The sequence below is a fragment of the Lysobacter niastensis genome, assembly GCF_015453285.1.
GTDB lineage: Bacteria > Pseudomonadota > Gammaproteobacteria > Xanthomonadales > Xanthomonadaceae > Lysobacter_J > Lysobacter_J niastensis.
Genome location: NZ_JADLZT010000003.1, coordinates 221,770 through 240,300, shown reverse-complemented (window position 1 = coordinate 240,300; position 18,531 = coordinate 221,770). Strand labels below are relative to the sequence as shown.

Here is an 18,531-nt window from a genome sequence, read left to right as displayed (position 1 = left end):
GACGGATCCGAATATCAACCCGCGGTATCAATCCCGCACATGGAGTCAATACGAATGAATAAGGCCGATTTTGTTGCTGCTGTCGCTGAAGCCGCCGAGCTTACGAAGACCGACGCAGCCAATGCGGTGGATGCCATGATCAGCACCATCACCAAGGCGCTGAAGAAGGGCGACACCGTCACTCTGGTCGGCTTCGGTACCTTCCAGGTCCGCACGCGTGCCGCGCGCGAAGGCCGCAACCCGAAGACGGGCGACACGATCAAGATCGAGGCCTCGAAGAATCCGGCGTTCAAGGCTGGTAAGGCGCTCAAGGATGCCGTAAACTAAGCGACTCGCCGCCGAGGACTGGGGTAACCCAAGGAATCGGCAGAGGCACCAGGCAACAGACGGGTGCTTAGCTCAGCGGTAGAGCGTCTCCCTTACAAGGAGAGGGTCGGGGGTTCGAAACCCTCAGCACCCACCATCAAGCGCCCAGTGGGTTGTTTGAAAGGTTTTTGAAGCGCGGAGTGGTAGTTCAGTCGGTTAGAATGCTGGCCTGTCACGCCGGAGGTCGCGGGTTCGAGTCCCGTCCACTCCGCCAGTTTCGCCAAAGGCGCCGGAAACGGCGCCTTTGTTTTACAATAGATGAGGGCGTCGCATCTCCCGGATTACGGGGTACGCGACGCCAGAGTTTCAAGCGCGGAGTGGTAGTTCAGTCGGTTAGAATGCTGGCCTGTCACGCCGGAGGTCGCGGGTTCGAGTCCCGTCCACTCCGCCATTAGTTTTTGTAAGGCGCCGGCAACGGCGCCTTTCTTTTTGTCTGCGGAGCCCTGCCGACGCGCTCGGCGCGGTACGGGCCGCCTCCCATTTTCTCTGGTTCCGCCGCGACAACGCGCTGGCGGAACCGTACACTGTCCCGCTTCGAATCGACGCGTCTTTCGGACATGCTGCAGAAACTTCGCGACAAGACCTCGGGCTGGATCGCCACGGTGATCCTTGGCCTGCTGATCGTCCCCTTTGCCTTCGTGGGCATCGAGCAATACCTCGGCCAGCGGACCGACACCTCGGTCGCAACGATCACGGCCCCGCCGTCGTGGTGGTCGTCGGCGCCGTCCTGGTGGCCGGTGTCCGTGTTCTGGGCCCACGACAAGATCGAGATCGACGAGTTCCGCACCCGTTTCGAGCAGGAGCGGCAGCGTGCCCGTGAGCAGCAGCGCGATGCCTTCGATGCGCGCGCTTTCGAGAGCGTCGAAAACAAGCGAGCGATCCTCGACATCCTGATCGACCAGCGCATCCAGCAGATGATGGCCAGCAGCGCCGGCCTGCGCGTGAGCGATGCCATGGTGGTGCGGACCATCCAGGAGATCCCGGCGTTCCAGGTCGAGGGCAAGTTCGATCCCAAGCGTTACCAGCTGGCGCTGGCATCGCAGGTGCCGGCGCAGACGCCGCGCCAGTTCGAGAACCTGGTGCGCTCCGGTTTGCAGCAGGCGCTGGTGCCCACGGGTATCGCCTCGAGCAACTTCCTCACGGCTGGCGAGATGGATCGCCTGATCCGCCTGATGGGCGAGCGTCGCGACGTGAGCATGCTGGCCCTGCCGGCGCCCGCCGAAGACGCAACTCCGGTCGGCGATGCCGAGATCAAGCAGTGGTACGACAGCCACGCAGCCGATTTCCGTGCACCTGAAACGGTCGCGATCGAGTACGTCGAACTCAACAGCGCGACGATGCCGGCGCCGCCGGCTGCCGACGAGGCCACGCTGCGCCAGCGCTACGAGAAGGAGAAGGTCCGTTTCGTGGCGCAGGAAGAGCGCCTCGCCTCGCACATCCTCGTTCGCGTGGATGAGGGTGCGAACGCGGCCGCACAGAAGGCAGCCGAGCAGAAGGCCGCTCAGCTCGCCGCGCAGGCCAAGGCGCCGGGCGCCGACTTCGCCGCACTCGCCAAGGCCAGCAGCGACGACACGGGTTCCAAGGATGCCGGTGGCGATCTGGGCTGGGTCAGCAAGGGCACGATGGTCGGGCCGTTCGAGAATGCCCTGTTCGCAATGAAGGCGGGCGAGGTCAGCGCACCGGTCAAGACCGAGTTCGGCTGGCACGTCATCCAGTTGCGCGAGGTGAAGTCGGGCAGCCAGGAGACCTTCGAGCAGGCCCGCGAAGCACTTGCCCGCGAGCAGGCCGATGCCGACCGCGAGCGTGCATTCAACGACCTGTCGAGCCGACTCGTCGACCTGGTTTACAAGAATCCGTCCTCGCTGGCTCCGGCTGCGCGCGGAGTGAATCTGCCGGTCCAGAAGCTGGGCCCGTTCGCACGCCAGGGCGCACCGGGCATCGCAGCCACGCCGGCCGTGCTGCGTGCCGCGTTCTCCGACACCCTGATCCAGGATGGAACCGTCAGCGATCCCATCGAGATCGCGCCGGGCCACAGCGTCATGATCCGTGTCGTCGCGCATACGCCCGAGCGCGCGGAGCCGCTTGCGCAGGTGCGTGAGAAGGTCGTCGCCGCGATCCACGCCGATCGCACCCGCAAGGCGGCTACCAAGGAGGCCGAGGCGCTGCTGGCGCGACTGCGCAATGGCGAGTCGCTGGAAGCCGTCGCTGCATCGAAGCAATTGCCGCCGCCGCAGCAGGTGACCAGCGTGCCGCGTGGCGCGCCGGTGCCGGAACCTTCGCAGCCGGAGGCATTCTTCTCCGTGCCGGCGCCCGTTGCCGGCAAGGCGTCGCCCGGCATGGCGGTGCTCAGCACCGGCGGTATCGTTCTGTTCACCGTGAGCAAGGTCACCCCGGGCGACGCGGCGACGATGCCGCCGGGACAGCGTCAGATGCTGGCGGCGCAGGTCGCGCAGGTCGGCGGTACCGACGATGCCGAAGCGCTGATGAAGTCGATGCGCAAGCGCGTGAAGATCAACGTGGTCGAGCGCAACCTCTGACGGTGCGCCGCTGATGAGGCAAAGAAAAAGGCCCGGTTTCCACCGGGCCTTTTCTTATTCAGCTTGATCGAAGGAGGATGCTTCGCATCACTCCGTATCGATGCCGGTCATGCCGAGGATGTTGTAGCCGGCATCGACGTAGGTGACCTCGCCGGTGACACCGGCGGCCAGGTCGGAACACATGAACGCGGCGACATTGCCGACATCCTCGATCGTCACACTGCGACGCAGCGGCGCATAGTCTTCGACGTGGCCAAGGATCTTGCGGAAACCGGCGATGCCCGAAGCGGCCAGCGTGCGGATCGGACCGGCCGAGATCGCATTGACGCGGGTGCCCTCCGGACCGAGGTTGAGCGCGAGGTAGCGCACAGACGCCTCCAGGCTGGCCTTGGCGACGCCCATGACGTTGTAGTTGGACAACGCACGCTCGGCGCCGAGATAGCTCAACGTCAGGATCGAACCCTTGCGGCCCTGCATCAGCGGGCGCGCGGCCTTGGCGAGCGCCGACAGCGAATACGCCGAGATGTCATGGGCCATCGCGAAGTTCTCGCGGGTCAGGCCGTCGAGGTACTGGCCTGCAATGGCTTCGCGCGGGGCGTAGGCAATGGCATGCACCAGGATGTCGAAGCCGTCGTTCCAGCGCTGGCCGAGTTGTTCGAAGCAGGCGGCAATCTGCGCGTCATCGCTGACGTCGAGCGGCAGCACGATGTCGCTTCCATACTCGGTGGCAGCCGACTCGACGCGCGACTTGAGCTTCTCGTTCTGGTAGGTGAACGCCAGTTGCGCGCCCTCGCGGTGCATGGCCTCGGCGATGCCGCTGGCGATCGAACGCTCGCTGGCGATGCCGGTGATCAGTGCACGCTTGCCTTGCAGAAAACCCATTGGCTCTTCCTCTGATGATGTCGTGACCGCGGGCGCGGTCGAGCAAAGGATCTAGTGTATCCGCCGAGCGCGGCCGGTTGCTGCGATGCGGCAGCGTAGGGTTACGGCGTGCCGGTCTTGGCGGGGATGCCGTCGGCCAGGATCTCGAGCGGGTCGATCAGCAAGGCTTGTCCGGGCCGCAGCACGCTGCCAGGGCGCAGGCCGTTGCGTTGCAGCAGATCCGCCACGCGGATGCCGTAGCGGCGCGCGATAGTCGAGACGCTCTCGCCGCGTGCCACGGTATGGCGCCGGGCCGAGGTCGGCACCGCCGTGCTGATGGCCGCTGCGTCGGCCTGGATGGCGGACGCGGCGTCTGTTTGTCGCTCCACCGCAATGTCCGCCCGCACCGCGAGCAGGCGCGGAGGCTGGCCACTGGCGCGACGGATACGGCCATCGGTGAATACCGGGTTGAAGCGCTGCAGTTGCGCGGCGTCCTGCCCAGTCCGGCTGGCCCATTCGCCGATGCTGTCGATGCCGTCCGGCACCGGCAATGCTTCCAGGCGCGGCACCGGCCGGTCCAGCGCCTGCAGCCAGTCCTCGCGATCGTCGGCCTGTTCGAGCAGGCACGACAGGGCATGCAGCTTGCGCACATAGGCCTGCGTGATGTCCGACAACCCGACCAGCTGTTCGGGCGTGGCCGAGCGCGCCTTCTGGCCACTGCGCTTGAGCGAGCCAAGCACGCGGTACTCGCCTGCGTTATAGGCCATCACGGCCAGGCGCCAATCGCCGGCGAACATGCCGTGCAGGGTCTTCAGATAGCGCACGGCCGCCCGTGTCGAATCGATAGGCGACAGCCGGCCGTCGTAGCCGTTGCGGATCGGAACGGCGTGGTCGCGCGCGGTGACCGCGATCATCTGCCACAGGCCTGCCGGGCCGGAAGGGCTGCGCGCGCCGGGGCGATAGCCGCTTTCGACGAAAGGAATCAATGCGTACTCGGTCGGCAGGCTTGCCTCGCGCAGTGCGCTGACGACGTAGCCGAACAGTGGCAGCAGATCGTCGTTGTCCGCGGCCATCCGCTTGGGCGCGGAGGCGAAATGCTGCCGCCAGCGTGGACTGGTCGCGCCGGGCTCACATTCCGGGTCGGCCAAGCCGCTGCGGAACTCCTCGTAGATCTCGCGACCGTTGCGCGTCGTCGGGGATGCGCCGGTTTCCGCCGGGGTCTGTGCCATGCACGCCGCAGACAGCGCGAGCCACATGGCGGTTGCGGCCAGCCACTGGCACTTCATGCGGCGAACCCGTCTTTCCAGCGCCGCAATTCGGCGAAGGCCTCGACGCGATCCGTCGGCTCGCGTCCCAACCGTTCCCGCAGCGTCCGTAGCACGCTCGGCGCATCGGTGCGCAGGAACGGGTTGGCCGCCTTTTCCTCGCCGAGCGTGGTCGGAAGCGTCGCCCGCCCCAGCTCGCGCAGGTTTCGCGCCTGTTCCGTGCGCTGGTGCAGGGCCTGGTTGTCCGGCTCGACGGCCCGGGCGAAAGCCGCATTGGCCAGGGTGTACTCGTGGCCGCAGCACAGCTGGGTGTCGTCGGGAAGGGAGGCCAGCCTGCTCAACGAATCCAGCATCTGGCCGGGGCTGCCTTCGAAGAGGCGCCCGCAGCCGAGGCTGAACAGCGTGTCGCCGCTGAACAGCACCTTGTCGTGGCCGTCGTCGAGCGCATAGGCGATGTGGCTGAGGGTATGGCCCGGCACTTCCATGACGCCGAAAGACCTGCCGGCGACTTCGACCAGTTCGCCCTCGCCGACCCTGACCGTTGCCGTCGTGATGCGGTCGTCGCGGGGAGCCACCACCGGGAGGGCCGGCCAACGGTCCCGCAGCTCCGCGACGCCACCGATGTGGTCGTGATGGTGGTGCGTCAGCAGGATGGCGGCAGGCTCGAGGCCGTCGTTGGCTGCGGCCAGCACGGGGCCGGCTTCGCCCGGATCAACGATGACGGCCCGGCCGTTGCCGCCGACCAGCGCCCAGATGTAGTTGTCGCTGAAAGCGGGCAGGGCCAATAACGGCATCGCGTGACCCTCCTGTGGCTTTCCCTCAGAATCAGAACAGCCCGGGGGACCGGGCCCACCTGGAAACGCCGCGACGATGCCCGCCTTTGCCCACGGCCGTCAACCCGCCCCCGCCCTGGCCTGGTTTGGCAGTGAGGCGGGGCAGGGCGTGCTAGCAGTTGAGGTGGCGGCCATGGCGCGGGTTCTGGAGAGCGCTCCGCCGCTGCCCTGGGCCTGGTTCGGATTGCCGGGCGCGGCCCCGCCGGAGCTGGCCGGACGCCGGGGCGTACTGCTGCGGAGGCGGGGGGGCGCATTCGATGGATCCATTCGCTGCCAACTGCCGCTGCCCCTCGCCAGCGAGTCGCTGGGGGCCGTAATGCTGCAACACGTGCTCGATGACGACATCGACGCCCAGCCCTTGCTGGACGAGTGCGAGCGGGTGCTGGCGCCGGGCGGGCTGCTCTGGCTGGCGGCCCTGAACCCCTGGAGTCCCTATCGCGCGCGCTGGGCGCGCACCGGCTTGCGTGGGCACGACCCGGGCCGCTGGCAGGCCGCCCTTCGTCGTGCGGGTTTCGCCGGCGAGGCGGTCAGCCTGCAATGGCTCGGGCCGCACTGGCGCATGGCGCATGGCGAGGCCGGCATTGGCGCTGCAGACCGGCTGCGGGCCGGGGTCGCACTGTCGGTTTGCAAGCGCGTGCGCGCGGCAATCCCACCTGCACCGCTCAAACGCCTGAGCTGGCAGGCCGGACGTGCGCCACTCGCCGCGTCGTCCGACCAGATGCGACAGCCAACGGCCATAATGCGCCGATGACGAAATCCGAAATGAAAGCCGTCGACATCCACACCGACGGCGCCTGCCTGGGCAATCCCGGCCCCGGCGGCTGGGCGGCGCTGTTGCGCTACAAGGGGAAAGAACGCGAACTCTCCGGCGGCGAGCCCGACACCACCAACAACCGCATGGAGCTGATGGGCGCGATCATGGCGCTGGAGACGCTCAGCGAGCCGTGCGAGGTGGTCCTGCACACCGACTCGCAATACGTCCGCCAGGGCATCACCGAGTGGATCGGCAACTGGGTGCGCCGCGGCTGGAAGACGGCAGGGGGCGATCCGGTCAAGAACCGCGACCTGTGGGAACGCCTGCACGCGGCCTCCCAGCGCCACAAGATCGAGTGGAAATGGGTGAAGGGGCATTCCGGCGACCCTGACAACGAGCGCGTCGACCAGCTCGCCCGCAATCAGGCGGTACGCCTGCGCAGCACCGCCGCCGTCACCCGCTGACGTTCCCACCGAGTCCTGTAAGAATCCAACGATGCGTCAGATCATCCTCGATACCGAAACCACCGGCCTGAGCTGGGAGCGCGGCAACCGCGTGGTCGAAATCGGCTGCGTCGAATACATCGAGCGCCGCCCCAGCGGGCGTACGTTCCATGTCTACCTCAAGCCCGATTGCGATTTCGAGCAGGGCGCACAGGAAGTCACCGGCCTGACGCTGGAGTTCCTCGCCGACAAGCCGCGCTTCGCCGAGGTCGTCGACGAGTTCGTCGCCTTCATCGACGGCGCCGAACTGATCATCCACAACGCAGCCTTCGACGTCGGCTTCCTCGACAACGAGTTGCGCCTGGTGGGGCCGCAGTACGGCAGCCTGAAGGATCGCTGCACGATCGAGGACACGCTGCTGCTGGCGCGCCAGCGTTTCCCGGGTCAGCGCAACTCGCTCGATGCACTGTGCAAGCGCCTGGGCGTGGACAACTCGCACCGCCAGTTGCATGGCGCGCTACTCGACGCCCAACTGCTGGCGGACGTTTACATCGGCCTGACGTCGGGTCAGGAAGAGATCGGCTTCGGCATCGAGGAAGCGGGCGCCCAGGTCGAAGTCATGCGGTTCCGCACCGATGCCTCGGCACCGCGCCCGCGCGTGCTGGTGGGGGCCGACGAACTCGCCGCGCACGAGGCGCGGCTCGAAAAGCTGCGCAAGAAGGCCGGCAAATGCGTGTGGGATATCTACACCCCGGCGGAAGAGCCCGAGGAGATGGCGCTGGCCTGAGCTTGAGGCTGGCCGGCCGCGCGCCGGCGTCGCCGTGTCAGTGGCTGCGAACCAGGATCACCGTGACGTTGTCAGAGCCGCCGCCGTCGAGCGCGGCCGCGACCAGGCTGTCCACGCATTCCTGTGCGCTGCAGTCGCTGTGCGCCAGCACGCGGGCGATGTTGCGATCGTCGACTTCCTCGGTCAGGCCGTCGCTGCACAGCAGCAACTGCATGCCCGGCTTGAGCTCGCCGGTCATCGTTTCGACATTGAGGTTGCGCGGATCGGTGACGCCCAGTGCCTGGGTCACCACGTTGCGATGCGGGTGGCTGCGCGCCTGCTCGTGGGTGATGGCGCCGTTGGCGATCAGTTCCTGCACATAGCTGTGATCCTGCGACAGCTGGGCCAGGTGGCCATCGCGCCACAGGTACACGCGGCTGTCGCCGACCCAGGCGACCTCGAACCGGTTGCCTGTTCCGATGCGCGCGGCGACGACCGTGGTGCCCATGGGCAGGGCATCGTTGCGGCGCTTGGAGGTGCGGATGATTTCTTCGTCGGCGATCCGGATCGCCTGCGCAAGCGGCGTGCCATCACGGACTTCGCGCACGATCGTTTCGCGCGCCAGCGCACTGGCGACCTCGCCATACTCGTGGCCGCCCATGCCGTCGGCCACCAGCCACAAGCCCAACTCGCTGTCACCGTAATAGGTGTCTTCGTTGAGTTCGCGTCGCAGGCCGACGTGCGTCAGATGTCCGAATTCGATCATGTGTCGAGCAGGGCGGTCGCGTCGTCGGGGCTATTCATGCCGGATAACGGAATCATCGTGGCCGGGCGGCCGTCAAGCAAGGCGGACCTGTAACGGGTGTCACAAACTGGGATGCAGGGACGCAAGACGGGCGGGATTCTTGCCGACGGTTGGGCATCGCCCGAGCCAATTCCGGACTCGGAACAAATCCGGGGCAAGAAAAAAGGGCCCATGGGGCCCTTTTCATGAAACTGGCGGAGAGGGAGGGATTCGAACCCTCGGTACGCTATAAACGTACGCCTGATTTCGAGTCAGGTACATTCAACCACTCTGCCACCTCTCCGGGTGCAGCAAGCCGGCAATGATACGGGTAGCTGGCCGTCACGACAAGAGATGGCGTACGACGGCTACACTGTCGTCCCCCTGAACGAAGCGGCTTCCCATGTCCGAAATCCTGGTCCCGGTGTCCTTTGGCGAACTGCTGGACAAGATCGCGATCCTGCAGATCAAGTCCGAGCGCATGAGCGACCCCGCCAAGCTGACCAATGTCCGCAACGAACTGTCCGCGCTGGAAAAGACCTGGATGGCGCATCCGGCTGCCGGCAAGGACATCGCCCGACTGCGCGCCGAACTGAAGACAGTGAATGAGCGCCTCTGGGTGATCGAGGACGACATCCGCATCAAGGAAAAGGCGCAGGAGTTCGACGCGGAGTTTGTCCGTCTCGCGCGAAGCGTCTACTTCGAGAACGACGAGCGCGCGCGCATCAAGAAGGACATCAACCTGGCCCTCGGCTCGGCTTACGTCGAGGAAAAGTCCTATCAGGACTATCGGACCGGCGCTGCCCCGTAAGACGGCAAACGCCAGCGCCGCCGCCGTCATCGCCGTGACCGGCACGGTCCAGGCCCGGTAGCGGTGCCACGAAGGTGAACCCGGCGGCCGTCAGCGACTCCGGTGGTCCATGGACGGGTGATCGGACACGTAACGCTCGAATGCCGCGATGCCGTCGTCGACGGTGATCAGGTCCATGACGCCTTCGTGCTCGATCTTGGTGCCCCAGCGCAGTTCCGACGCCGGCCGCCCAAGGTAACGGCGCGCGGCATCGTCGTAGCGGTCGGCGCAGTACCGGCGGTCGCTGTAGGGGCCGCTGCGGTGCGGGTTGCTGGCCGCATGCAGGCCCAGCACCTTGGTTCCCATCGCGTTGGCGATGTGCATCGGGCCCGAGTCGGGCGTCATCAGCACCTGGCCACGTTCGAGCAGGGCAGGAAGCTGTTTGAGTGTGTCCTTGCCAACCAGGTCGAGTGCCGGTTGCGTCATCGCCGCGAGGATCGCGTCGCTCGTGCTGCGCTCCAGTTCGCTGCGGCCGCCGCAAAGCACGACACGCCAGCCGCGGCCTGCCGCGTGATCCGCGACCGCTGCATAGCGTTCCGCCCGCCAGTTGCGCAGCACGTGGCTGGAACAGGGCGAAATCAGCAGGGTCGGTTTGCCGTCGTCCGGCCATTGTGCCCGCGCCCATTCGCGCGCGTCGGCCGGGACCGTCAGGTCCCAGCGCACCTGTGTCTGGCGCAGGCCAAGCGGTTCGCAGAAGCTGCCGATCGCGTCCAGGACATGGATGCCGGGCCGGTCGGGGATGCGCTGATTGATGAAAAGCCCGTGCCCGTCCTTCGAGCGCGAGCGGTCGTAGCCGACGCGCCGGTGCGCGGGCACGAAGGCCGACAGCAGGTTGGCGCGCGCGGCCACCTGCATCTGCAGCAGCGTGTCGAAGCGCTTGCCCGGAGCGAGCCGCGCCCGAAGGTCGCGTCGCAGGGCTCGCATTCCGGCCACGCCGGACTTCTTGTCGTACTCGACGAAGTCCACGCCGGGCAGGCCGGCGAGCAGCCGATGTTCGCCGCGGCCAATGATCCAGGTCAGCCGGGACTGCGGCCAGGCTGCCTGAAGCGTGTGCACCAGCGGCACGACGTGGGTGACGTCGCCGAGTGCGGACAGGCGCAGCAGGCAGATGGACTGAGCTGATGAGGAATCCGTCTTCATGCTGCGCACGCCCCTCGTGTCTGGCCCATGGGCCAGACACCCTTCGGGCAGGCGCTGCCCGTCCGAAGGAGAGCGTCATCGTTCGGTCGTGGATAGACATCCACCCCCTCTCTCTGGGCGGGCAACGCCAGCGAGGGCCATGCGAAACATGAGAGCGGATTCCTGGGCACGTGAATTGCTAGACTCCGTGGAATGACGGGGTATGACGCCACCGAAGGACTGACGCCTTTCCGCGACGAAAGCGGATATGGCGGGATTCTGTTCGACCTTGGCCGCGTGCGGCAAGCGAACCCGGAATGGTTTTCGCCGTCGTTCTGGGGCGAACGCGCTCGTCCGGTCGAAAGCGGAGGACGCGGTGGCGCCTGGTTCGTCGATGCGCCCTTTGGTCCTACGCTGCTACGCCGCTACCTGCGCGGCGGCATAGTTGCGCGCTTCAGCCGCGATCGCTACTGGTGGCACGGGGCGCGCGAAACGCGCAGCTTCGCCGAGTTCCGCCTGACACGAGCCGTTGCCGAGAAGGGCGTTCCGGTACCCAAGCCCATCGCCGCCTATTACCGGCGCGAGGGCATGCATTATCACGCGGCCATCCTGCTGGAGCGTCTCAATGACGTGCGTTCGCTGGCCGATCGGGCCGCGGTCGCCGGCGACGGCGCGCCTTGGGAGGAGGCCGGGCGGCTGATCGCACGCATGCATCGGGCCGGCCTCGATCATGCTGACCTCAACGCCCATAACCTGCTGTTCGACACCACCGGCCGCGGCTGGGTCATCGACCTGGACCGGGGGCGGCTGCGGATCCCGGCCACCGGCTGGCGGGAGCGCAACCTGGCAAGGCTCAAGCGTTCCCTGTTGAAGTTGCGTGGCGGGCGCCCAATGGAGGACATCGAGCGCGATTTCTCCAGGCTGCGCCAGGCGTACGATCGCGCCTGGCAACGAGGGTTCTGAGATGGGCTGGCAACTGCGTCTGCACGGCGTCGGCAACGCGTCGGCGGTCGAGCTCGGTTCGGCGATGGCGACGATCGAGCGCGATGGCGCGCCGTGGCTGACGATCGACTGCGGCGGCGAAGGCCTGACCGCTTATCTCGCCCATTACGGCAAGGCGCCGCACGCGTTGTTCATCACCCATACGCATCTCGACCACGTCGCCGGGTTTGAGCGGCTATTCGTGTCGAATTACTTCGACGAGGCGCGCCGCGGCAAGATGAAGGTATATGTGCCGGCGACGGTCGTGCCGCTGCTTCACCAGCGCGTCGGCGACTATCCCAATACGCTGGCTGAAGGCGGGGCGAACTTCTGGGATGCATTCCAGGTAATTCCGGTCGGAGTCTCGTTCTGGCACGAGGGCGTGCGGCTGGAAGTGTTTCCCACGCGGCATCACTGGCCGGAAACCGCCTATGGGCTGCGTTTGCGTGGCAGTGTGGTGTGGACCGGCGACACGCGGCCGATCCCCGAAACGCTGGCGCGCTTCGCCGATGCCGGTGAACTGGTTGCCCACGATTGCGCGCTGCATGGCAATCCTTCGCACAGCGGTATCGATGATCTGGAGCGTGAATATCCGCGCGAACTGCTCGAACGCTGCCTGCTGTACCACTACGCCGACCGGCACGATGGCGAAACGCTGTCCGGGCGCGGCTATCGCGTCGCACATCCTGGTGAGGTCGTGGCGTTGAGCGAACCCACCGCGGCGAGATCGGAGGCGGCATGAGCGCCGTGACCGCGCTACCTTCGCTCCCGCTCGATCTTCGCGGCCGCCCGCTGCGAGACCTGCGCCTGTCGGTGATCGAGGCGTGCAACTTCCGCTGTCCGTATTGCATGCCGGCCGACCGCGTTCCGGACGACTACGGGTTTGATTCGGCGGAGCGCTTGTCGTTCGACGAGATCGAGGTGCTCGTGCGCGGCTTCGTGCGGGCGGGCGTGCGCAAGCTGCGCCTGACCGGCGGCGAGCCGCTGCTGCGCAAGCGTCTGCCCGACCTGGTGCGCCGTCTGGCCGCGATTCAGGGGCTGGAAGACATTGCACTGACCACGAATGGCTCGCTGCTGGCCGCGCAGGCGCGCGCGCTACGCGAGGCCGGGCTCGGTCGCATCACGGTCAGCCTGGATGCACTGGATCCCCAGCGCTTTCGCGAGATGTCCGGCGGCCGTGGCGACATCGCCGATGTGCTCGCCGGGATCGATGCGGCGCAGGCCGCTGGATTCGAGTCGATCAAGATCAACTGCGTGGTCGAGCGCGGCATCAACGAGGATCAGGTGCTTCCGCTCGTCGAGCGCTTTCGCGACAGCGGCCACATCGTGCGCTTCATCGAATACATGGACGTCGGCACCTGCAATGGCTGGGTCCGCGAACGCGTCGTACCTTCTCGCGAACTGCGCGACCGGATCGCCGCGCGCTGGCCGCTGCGGCCGCTGGAAGCGCAGTACCGCGGTGAAGTTGCCTCGCGTTACGCCTTCGCCGACGGGCAGGGCGAGATCGGATTCGTAAGCTCCGTCAGCGAGCCGTTCTGCGGCGATTGCCATCGCGCGCGCGTCTCCGCCGACGGCAAGGTGTACACCTGCCTGTTCGCGGCCGACGGCCACGATCTGCGCGCGGCGTTGGGGGAAGGCGAGGCCGCGCTGGGAGATCGCGTAGCCGCGATCTGGGCGCGCCGCGGCGACCGCTACAGCGAAGTGCGCGGAGCCGCGTCCGCGCCCCGCAAGCACGTCGAGATGTACTTGATTGGCGGTTGAATGAAGACACGAGCAAAGAAGCTGACCCACCTTGATCCCGCAGGGCGGCCGGCCATGGTCGATGTGTCGGCGAAGGCCGTCACCGCGCGCGAGGCGCGCGCCGAATGCCGTGTGCGCTTTCCTGCCGACGTTGCCACGCAGTTGCGCGCCAGCGGGCTCAAAAGCGCCAAGGGAGGCATCGTTGAAACCGCGATCGTGGCCGCGACCATGGCGGTGAAGCGCACCCACGAACTGATCCCGTTCTGTCATCCCTTGCCCATCGACGGGTGCCGCGTCGGCATCGACTGGGATGGCGAGAACTCGCTGCGCATCGAATGCGCGGTCAAGACCACGCATCGCACCGGCGTGGAAATGGAGGCGTTGACCGGCGCCACTGTTGCCGCGCTGACCGTTTACGACATGTGCAAGGCCCTGTCGCACCGCATCGTCATCGGCCCGGCCAAACTGCTCGGCAAGCGTGGCGGACGCCACGACTTTGGAGCCGCGTGATGGCGCTGATCACCGTGTTGTATTTCGCCAGCTTGCGCGATGCCGCCGGTGTCGCCAGCGAAACCGTGGAGGCCGGCGGCGACCTGCGTGCGCTCTACGAAGCCTTGCGTGCCCGCCATGGCTTCGCGCTGCCGCAGGATCGGCTGCGCGTGGCGGTCGACGGCGAGTTCGCGCGCTGGGACGACGCCGTGCGAAGCGGCAGCGAGATTGCCTTCATTCCCCCCGTGAGCGGGGGGTGAGCGCGTGCGCTCGCGAGCCACGGGCTCGCGCACCAGCGAACGCCCGGCCATGGATGGCCGGGCCGGATCTTCCGGAGCCGATGAGGCATCGCCATGGAAGGCAGCGGTTTCAACCGCGAATGCCACTTGCGTCCGATGATGCGAAAATCGAACCGATGAAACGCTTCAGCCTTTCCGAAACCCCGTTCGACACCGCAACCCTGCGCGCGCAACTGCTCGACGACCGCGTCGGCGGCTACGCCAGTTTCGAAGGCTGGGTGCGCAATCACAATGAGAACCGTGCCGTCGGAGGGCTGCGCTACGAAGCGTACGTCGCCTTGGCGGAGGCCGAAGGGCAGCGCATCCTGGACGAGGCGATGGACAGGTTCGCGATCGTCGATGCGCATTGCGTACACCGCATCGGCGATCTTGCGATCGGCGAGCTGGCGGTCTGGGTCGGCGTCAGCGCCGCCCATCGCGACGCCGCGTTCGCGGCCTGCCGCTACATCATCGACGAGGTGAAGGCGCGGGTGCCGATCTGGAAGCACGAGCAGTACGCCGACGGCGACGCCGGCTGGCTGCACCCGGACTCGCGCTGACGTCCAAACCGAGCAAGGAGCTGCCTCGATGATCCGTCCGGCTTTCCTGGTGTTGTCGCTGATGCTGCTGGCGCCTGGAGCGCAGGCCGTCGAACTGCTGGTCGGCAACAAGTCGGCCGATACCGTCTGGCGCCTGTCGACGCAGGATGGCCGCAAGCTCGGCGAGTTCGCGACGGGGCAGGGGCCGCACGAGATCGTCGTCAGTGCCGATGGCCGCACGGCACTGGTCAGCAATTACGGCGCCGGTTCGCCCGGCAACACCATTAGCGTGCGCGAGCTGGACTCGAACAAGACGCGGACGCTCGACCTGGGCGAGCACGGCCGCCCACACGGGATGCGTTTCGTGCCCGGAACCCGGCGCGCCGTCGTGACCACCGAGGCCTCGCACAAGCTGCTAGTCGTGGACATCGCGGCCGGACGCGTCGATTCGGCCATCGACCTGGGTGAAGGGCGCGGGCACATGGTGGCCGTTTCCGAGGATGGACGGTTCGCCTACGTCACCAAGATCGACGCCGGCACAGTGAGCCGCATCGATCTGCGCGCGCTGCGCAAGACGCACGAAGTCGCCGCCGGCGCGGGCGCCGAGGGCGTGGCGGTGCGACCAGGACATGGCGAGGTGTGGGTCAGCAATCGCGAGGCCGGCACCATCACGGTGCACGATCCTGCAACGTTGAAGGTACTGCATACGCTCCAAAGCCCAGGCTTCCCGATCCGTGTCGTGTTCACGGCGGACGGTGGCACCGCGCTGGCAACGAATGCCCGTGCGGCAACGCTCTCCGTGATCGATGCCGAACGCAAACGGGTGGAGCGGGCGATCCCGCTGGCGCGTGCTGGCGTGGAATATCGGGAAACCCTGCTTGGACGCGCTGCACTGCCGATCGGCGTGATCGCCGATCCGGAGCGGCCGCGCGTGTATGTCGCGATCAGCGGCGGCGACGAGATCGCGGTGATCGACACCGCGACGTGGAAAGTCATCGACCGCTGGACCACCGGCCGCGAACCGGACGCGCTTGCGATCGTGGAGTGATGCGTCCTGCGAAGTCAGGCTCCTCAAGCCCAAACGCGGCGCAGCCAAGTTGAATGCATGCAATTCGCCAGCAAACCTGCTGGAGGAGAGCCCCCTTGGTAAGGGGGCGCGGCGAAGCCGCGGGGTTCGGAAGTACATAGCGGGACCCGGGATTCGCGCAGCGAATCGTGGGCCGTTTGGGGCGGAGCCCCAAAAAGGCGGCGGCCCCGCCGGCTGACCTCGGCACCCGCGTCAGTCGATACCGTTGCTGCCTTCCGGCCCTGGCGGGGTTTTCGACCTAGCGTCGCGAGGGGCCGACGGGGCCACCATGGACTTTTTCATCAAAAGCCCCGCGTTGCGGGCGGGGCCTTGTCGTGCAAGACGAAGCTGGCGGAGAGAGGGGGATTCGAACCCCCGAAGCGCGGTTTAGACGCTTACACACTTTCCAGGCGTGCTCCTTCAACCACTCGGACACCTCTCCGCACCTGGGGCTTGCAGCCCTGAACGCGGCATCCGGCCGTTTCCAGGGTCGAAGATTCTAACCGGCGAAGGTGGGTCACCACAACAAAGCCCAGGGGCATGGTTCCCGGCGCGCTGCGGCGCGTTTGTGTTCAGGGTGGGCAAACGGGATCGTGGCGCGGCAGAATGGTGACATGTCCTACCTCGTCCTCGCCCGCAAGTGGCGTCCGAAGCGCTTCGCCGAACTGGTGGGGCAGGAGCACGTGGTCCGAGCGCTTACCAATGCGCTCGATTCAGGCCGCGTGCACCACGCCTTCCTGTTCACCGGTACGCGTGGCGTCGGCAAGACCACGATCGCGCGCATCTTCGCCAAGTCGCTCAATTGCGAGCGGGGCACCTCCGCCGAACCGTGCGGAGAGTGCGCCTCCTGCCGCGACATCGACGCCGGCCGCTTCATCGACCTGCTCGAAATCGACGCCGCCAGCAACACCGGTGTCGACGACGTGCGCGAGGTCATCGACAACGCCCAGTACATGCCCAGTCGCGGCCGGGTGAAGGTCTACCTGATCGACGAAGTGCACATGCTGTCGAAGTCGGCTTTCAACGCGTTGCTGAAGACACTGGAAGAGCCGCCGGGGCACGTGAAGTTCCTGCTCGCGACCACCGACCCGCAGAAGCTGCCGGTGACGGTGCTGTCGCGCTGCCTGCAGTTCAACCTCAAGCGCCTGGACGAGCAGCAGATCCAGGGGCAGATGACCCGCATCCTCGAGGCGGAAGCCATCGCGGCCGAGTCAGGCGCGATACGTCAGCTCGCCAAGGCCGCCGACGGCAGCCTGCGCGACGGCCTGTCGCTGCTGGACCAGGCGATTGCCTACACCGGCGGCGAGCTGGGCGATGCCGCGGTCGCGGCGATGCTCGGCACGGTCGATCGCACGCGCGTCGGCGCCGTGCTCAACGCCTTGGCTGAGGGCGACGGCGAACGCCTGCTCGCGGAAGTGGCGACGCTCGCCGAGTTCTCGCCTGATTGGAGCAGCGTGCTGGATGCGCTGGCCGATGCGTTGCACCGCATCCAGGTACGGCAACTTGTACCGGGTGCGACCGTGGAGGCCGATGGCGTCGATGTCGATGCACTGGCCGCGCGACTGCGTGCCGAAGTGGTGCAGCTCTGGTACCAGATGGCCTTGAACGGCCGGCGCGACCTGCCGCTGGCGCCGAGTCCCCGCGCCGGTTTCGAGATGGCGGTGTTGCGCATGCTGGCGTTCCGCCCCTCCGAGGGCGACGGTGCGCGCGTGCCCGCAGCGGGGGGCAGCGCGGTGGCGCGCGAGCCCGTCCAGCGCGCGGCTGCCGTGGCCGTTCCGGCCCCGTCCGCTCAACGCGTGCCCCCGCCGAATCCGTTGGCGGAGACAGCCGCCAAATCCAGGTCCATCGAGCCGCCGCGTGCTGCGGCACCCGCGGAAGAAACGCGTGCGACCGAATTGCCGGCACCGGTCCGTGCGGAACCGGTTCGTCAGGAGCCGGTTCGCCAGGAGCCTGCCCCTGTGCGCGCAGAGCCGATGCCTTCGGGCGTCGCGCAGTCGGCCGGCATCGCCGACGATGACGCATGGCACGCACTGGTCTCGACCACCACGTTGCGCGGTCCGGCGCGTCTGCTGGCCGAACACGCCGGCTTCGTCGGTTATGCCAACGGCGTGCTGAGTCTGTCGCTGCCGCCCACCGACGACCACCTGCGCGGCGACGCGATGGTGAAGATGGTCGCCGAAGCATTGGCTCCTGCGCTGGGCGAGGTGCCGCAGATCAAGTTCGTGGAAGCGGCCAAGGCGGAATCGCTGCACCAGCGCAACGAGCGCGCCCGCGACGAGCGCCAGGCCATCGCCGAAACCATCTTCATGAACGATCCAGACGTGCAGCGCCTGATTTCGCAGCACGGCGCGCGCGTCGTGCCGGATTCGATCCGGCCGTTCGACGAGAACTGATTCCCCACTGCGCCGCGTCGTCCTTGCGATGCGGCCACCCCCTCGCCAGAGGGGTTCTTCACCTAGACGAGTAGAAAGACATGCGTGGAAATATCGCCCAACTGATGCAGCAGGCGCAGCGGATGCAGGAGAACGTGCAGCGCGCCCAGGAAGAACTGGCCAAGCTCGAAGTCACCGGCAATGCCGGCGGCGGCATGGTCAGTGTCACCATCTCCGGTCGTATGGAGTGCCGCAAGGTGCGCATCGACCCGAGCGTGCTCAGTGATCCGGAAATGGCCGAGGACCTGGTCGCAGCGGCCTTCAATGATGCGGTCAACAAGGTCAACGCCGAATCGCAGGCGAGGATGTCGGCCGCGACCGCCGGCATGCCGATTCCGCCTGGCATGAAGATGCCGTTCTGAGTTCCGCGCGCGATCCCTGCGAACGCGGGGATCCACGGACCTGCCTTTTCCATCAGGAAATGCCAG

General features: G+C 66.9%; 20 protein-coding genes, 5 tRNA genes and 1 other RNA gene. 18 read left to right on the top strand and 8 right to left on the bottom strand.

The window, feature by feature from the left end:
• The first annotated feature begins 39 nt into the window (after positions 1-39).
• The 5 genes from IU514_RS06220 to IU514_RS06200 all read left to right on the top strand — a co-directional run bounded on the left by IU514_RS06220 (position 40) and on the right by IU514_RS06200 (position 2,903).
• Entirely contained in the window at positions 40-327 is a 288-nt protein-coding gene (locus IU514_RS06220; protein WP_228760529.1) for an HU family DNA-binding protein, read from the top strand.
• Positions 328-388: 61 nt separating this feature from the next.
• Positions 389-463: transfer RNA gene (locus IU514_RS06215), tRNA-Val, on the top strand.
• Between the two features lie 40 nt (positions 464-503).
• Positions 504-580 (top strand) — tRNA-Asp (locus IU514_RS06210).
• Positions 581-680: 100 nt separating this feature from the next.
• A tRNA-Asp gene (locus IU514_RS06205) sits at positions 681-757 on the top strand.
• Between the two features lie 166 nt (positions 758-923).
• Positions 924-2,903 (top strand): peptidylprolyl isomerase, encoded by a 1,980-nt coding sequence (locus IU514_RS06200; RefSeq protein ID WP_194930217.1) that lies wholly within the window; start codon positions 924-926, stop codon positions 2,901-2,903.
• An 87-nt stretch (positions 2,904-2,990) separates the two neighbouring features.
• Here the strand turns inward: IU514_RS06200 and IU514_RS06195 are convergent, their stop codons facing one another.
• The 3 genes from IU514_RS06195 to gloB form a co-directional block, all read right to left on the bottom strand.
• Positions 2,991-3,785: an enoyl-ACP reductase FabI gene (locus tag IU514_RS06195; RefSeq protein ID WP_194930216.1), complete on the bottom strand. Its 795-nt coding sequence runs from the start codon at positions 3,783-3,785 to the stop codon at positions 2,991-2,993.
• Positions 3,786-3,886: 101 nt separating this feature from the next.
• Positions 3,887-5,050 carry a lytic transglycosylase domain-containing protein gene (locus IU514_RS06190; protein ID WP_228760528.1) on the bottom strand — a complete coding sequence of 388 codons (1,164 nt, stop codon included), beginning with the start codon at positions 5,048-5,050 and terminating at the stop codon, positions 3,887-3,889.
• The gene (gene gloB, locus IU514_RS06185; protein WP_194930215.1) at positions 5,047-5,823 is read right to left on the bottom strand and encodes a hydroxyacylglutathione hydrolase; all 777 of its coding nucleotides are present in this window, start codon (positions 5,821-5,823) and stop codon (positions 5,047-5,049) included. The genes IU514_RS06190 and gloB overlap by 4 nt, the downstream gene beginning before the upstream one ends.
• Before the next feature lie 76 nt (positions 5,824-5,899).
• Here gloB and IU514_RS06180 point away from each other — a divergent pair, with 76 nt between their 5' ends.
• From IU514_RS06180 to dnaQ, 3 genes are read left to right on the top strand one after another with little or no spacing between them, the layout of a single operon-like run.
• Positions 5,900-6,613 (top strand): methyltransferase domain-containing protein, encoded by a 714-nt coding sequence (locus IU514_RS06180; protein ID WP_194930214.1) that lies wholly within the window; start codon positions 5,900-5,902, stop codon positions 6,611-6,613.
• Between the two features lie 11 nt (positions 6,614-6,624).
• The gene (rnhA, locus tag IU514_RS06175) at positions 6,625-7,080 is read left to right on the top strand and encodes a ribonuclease HI (protein WP_194930213.1); all 456 of its coding nucleotides are present in this window, start codon (positions 6,625-6,627) and stop codon (positions 7,078-7,080) included.
• A 31-nt stretch (positions 7,081-7,111) separates the two neighbouring features.
• Positions 7,112-7,846, top strand: coding sequence for a DNA polymerase III subunit epsilon (gene dnaQ, locus IU514_RS06170; protein ID WP_194930212.1), 735 nt, complete (start codon positions 7,112-7,114; stop codon positions 7,844-7,846).
• 37 nt (positions 7,847-7,883) lie between these two features.
• On the opposite strand, the gene IU514_RS06165 is transcribed toward dnaQ, so the two are convergent.
• Together IU514_RS06165 and IU514_RS06160 are read right to left on the bottom strand one after the other, a co-directional pair.
• On the bottom strand, positions 7,884-8,591 hold the full coding sequence (locus IU514_RS06165; protein WP_194930211.1) for a PP2C family protein-serine/threonine phosphatase: 708 nt from the start codon (positions 8,589-8,591) through the stop codon (positions 7,884-7,886).
• Positions 8,592-8,822: 231 nt separating this feature from the next.
• A tRNA-Ser gene (locus IU514_RS06160) sits at positions 8,823-8,913 on the bottom strand.
• Between the two features lie 99 nt (positions 8,914-9,012).
• Between IU514_RS06160 and IU514_RS06155 the strand changes: the two genes are divergently transcribed.
• Entirely contained in the window at positions 9,013-9,420 is a 408-nt protein-coding gene (locus IU514_RS06155; protein WP_194930210.1) for a DUF6165 family protein, read from the top strand.
• 90 nt (positions 9,421-9,510) lie between these two features.
• Here the strand turns inward: IU514_RS06155 and IU514_RS06150 are convergent, their stop codons facing one another.
• A complete protein-coding gene (locus tag IU514_RS06150; protein ID WP_194930209.1) occupies positions 9,511-10,599 on the bottom strand; it encodes a glycosyltransferase family 9 protein in 1,089 nt (362 codons plus the stop codon).
• Positions 10,600-10,791: 192 nt separating this feature from the next.
• On the opposite strand from IU514_RS06150, the gene IU514_RS06145 reads away from it, so the two are divergent.
• The 7 genes from IU514_RS06145 (at position 10,792) to IU514_RS06115 (ending at position 15,653) form a co-directional block, all read left to right on the top strand.
• Positions 10,792-11,541, top strand: a complete 750-nt coding sequence (locus tag IU514_RS06145; RefSeq protein WP_194930208.1) for a 3-deoxy-D-manno-octulosonic acid kinase — start codon at positions 10,792-10,794, stop codon at positions 11,539-11,541.
• Between the two features lies 1 nt (position 11,542).
• The gene (locus IU514_RS06140; protein WP_194930207.1) at positions 11,543-12,301 is read left to right on the top strand and encodes an MBL fold metallo-hydrolase; all 759 of its coding nucleotides are present in this window, start codon (positions 11,543-11,545) and stop codon (positions 12,299-12,301) included.
• On the top strand, positions 12,298-13,320 hold the full coding sequence (gene moaA, locus IU514_RS06135) for a GTP 3',8-cyclase MoaA (RefSeq protein WP_194930206.1): 1,023 nt from the start codon (positions 12,298-12,300) through the stop codon (positions 13,318-13,320). The genes IU514_RS06140 and moaA overlap by 4 nt, the downstream gene beginning before the upstream one ends.
• The gene (gene moaC / locus IU514_RS06130) at positions 13,321-13,809 is read left to right on the top strand and encodes a cyclic pyranopterin monophosphate synthase MoaC (protein WP_194930205.1); all 489 of its coding nucleotides are present in this window, start codon (positions 13,321-13,323) and stop codon (positions 13,807-13,809) included.
• Positions 13,809-14,048 (top strand): molybdopterin converting factor subunit 1, encoded by a 240-nt coding sequence (moaD, locus tag IU514_RS06125; protein ID WP_228760527.1) that lies wholly within the window; start codon positions 13,809-13,811, stop codon positions 14,046-14,048. The genes moaC and moaD overlap by 1 nt, the downstream gene beginning before the upstream one ends.
• A gap of 155 nt (positions 14,049-14,203) precedes the next feature.
• On the top strand, positions 14,204-14,626 hold the full coding sequence (locus IU514_RS06120; protein ID WP_194930203.1) for a molybdenum cofactor biosynthesis protein MoaE: 423 nt from the start codon (positions 14,204-14,206) through the stop codon (positions 14,624-14,626).
• A gap of 28 nt (positions 14,627-14,654) precedes the next feature.
• Positions 14,655-15,653 (top strand): YncE family protein, encoded by a 999-nt coding sequence (locus IU514_RS06115; protein WP_228760526.1) that lies wholly within the window; start codon positions 14,655-14,657, stop codon positions 15,651-15,653.
• A gap of 203 nt (positions 15,654-15,856) precedes the next feature.
• Here the strand turns inward: IU514_RS06115 and ffs are convergent.
• Both ffs and IU514_RS06105 read right to left on the bottom strand, forming a co-directional pair.
• Positions 15,857-15,953, bottom strand: an RNA gene (ffs, locus tag IU514_RS06110) — signal recognition particle sRNA small type.
• A gap of 67 nt (positions 15,954-16,020) precedes the next feature.
• A tRNA-Ser gene (locus IU514_RS06105) sits at positions 16,021-16,113 on the bottom strand.
• Positions 16,114-16,285: 172 nt separating this feature from the next.
• Here IU514_RS06105 and dnaX point away from each other — a divergent pair.
• Entirely contained in the window at positions 16,286-18,064 is a 1,779-nt protein-coding gene (gene dnaX, locus IU514_RS06100; RefSeq protein WP_194930202.1) for a DNA polymerase III subunit gamma/tau, read from the top strand.
• Positions 18,065-18,144: 80 nt separating this feature from the next.
• Positions 18,145-18,465: a YbaB/EbfC family nucleoid-associated protein gene (locus IU514_RS06095; RefSeq protein ID WP_194930201.1), complete on the top strand. Its 321-nt coding sequence runs from the start codon at positions 18,145-18,147 to the stop codon at positions 18,463-18,465.
• Positions 18,466-18,531: the final 66 nt, after the last annotated feature.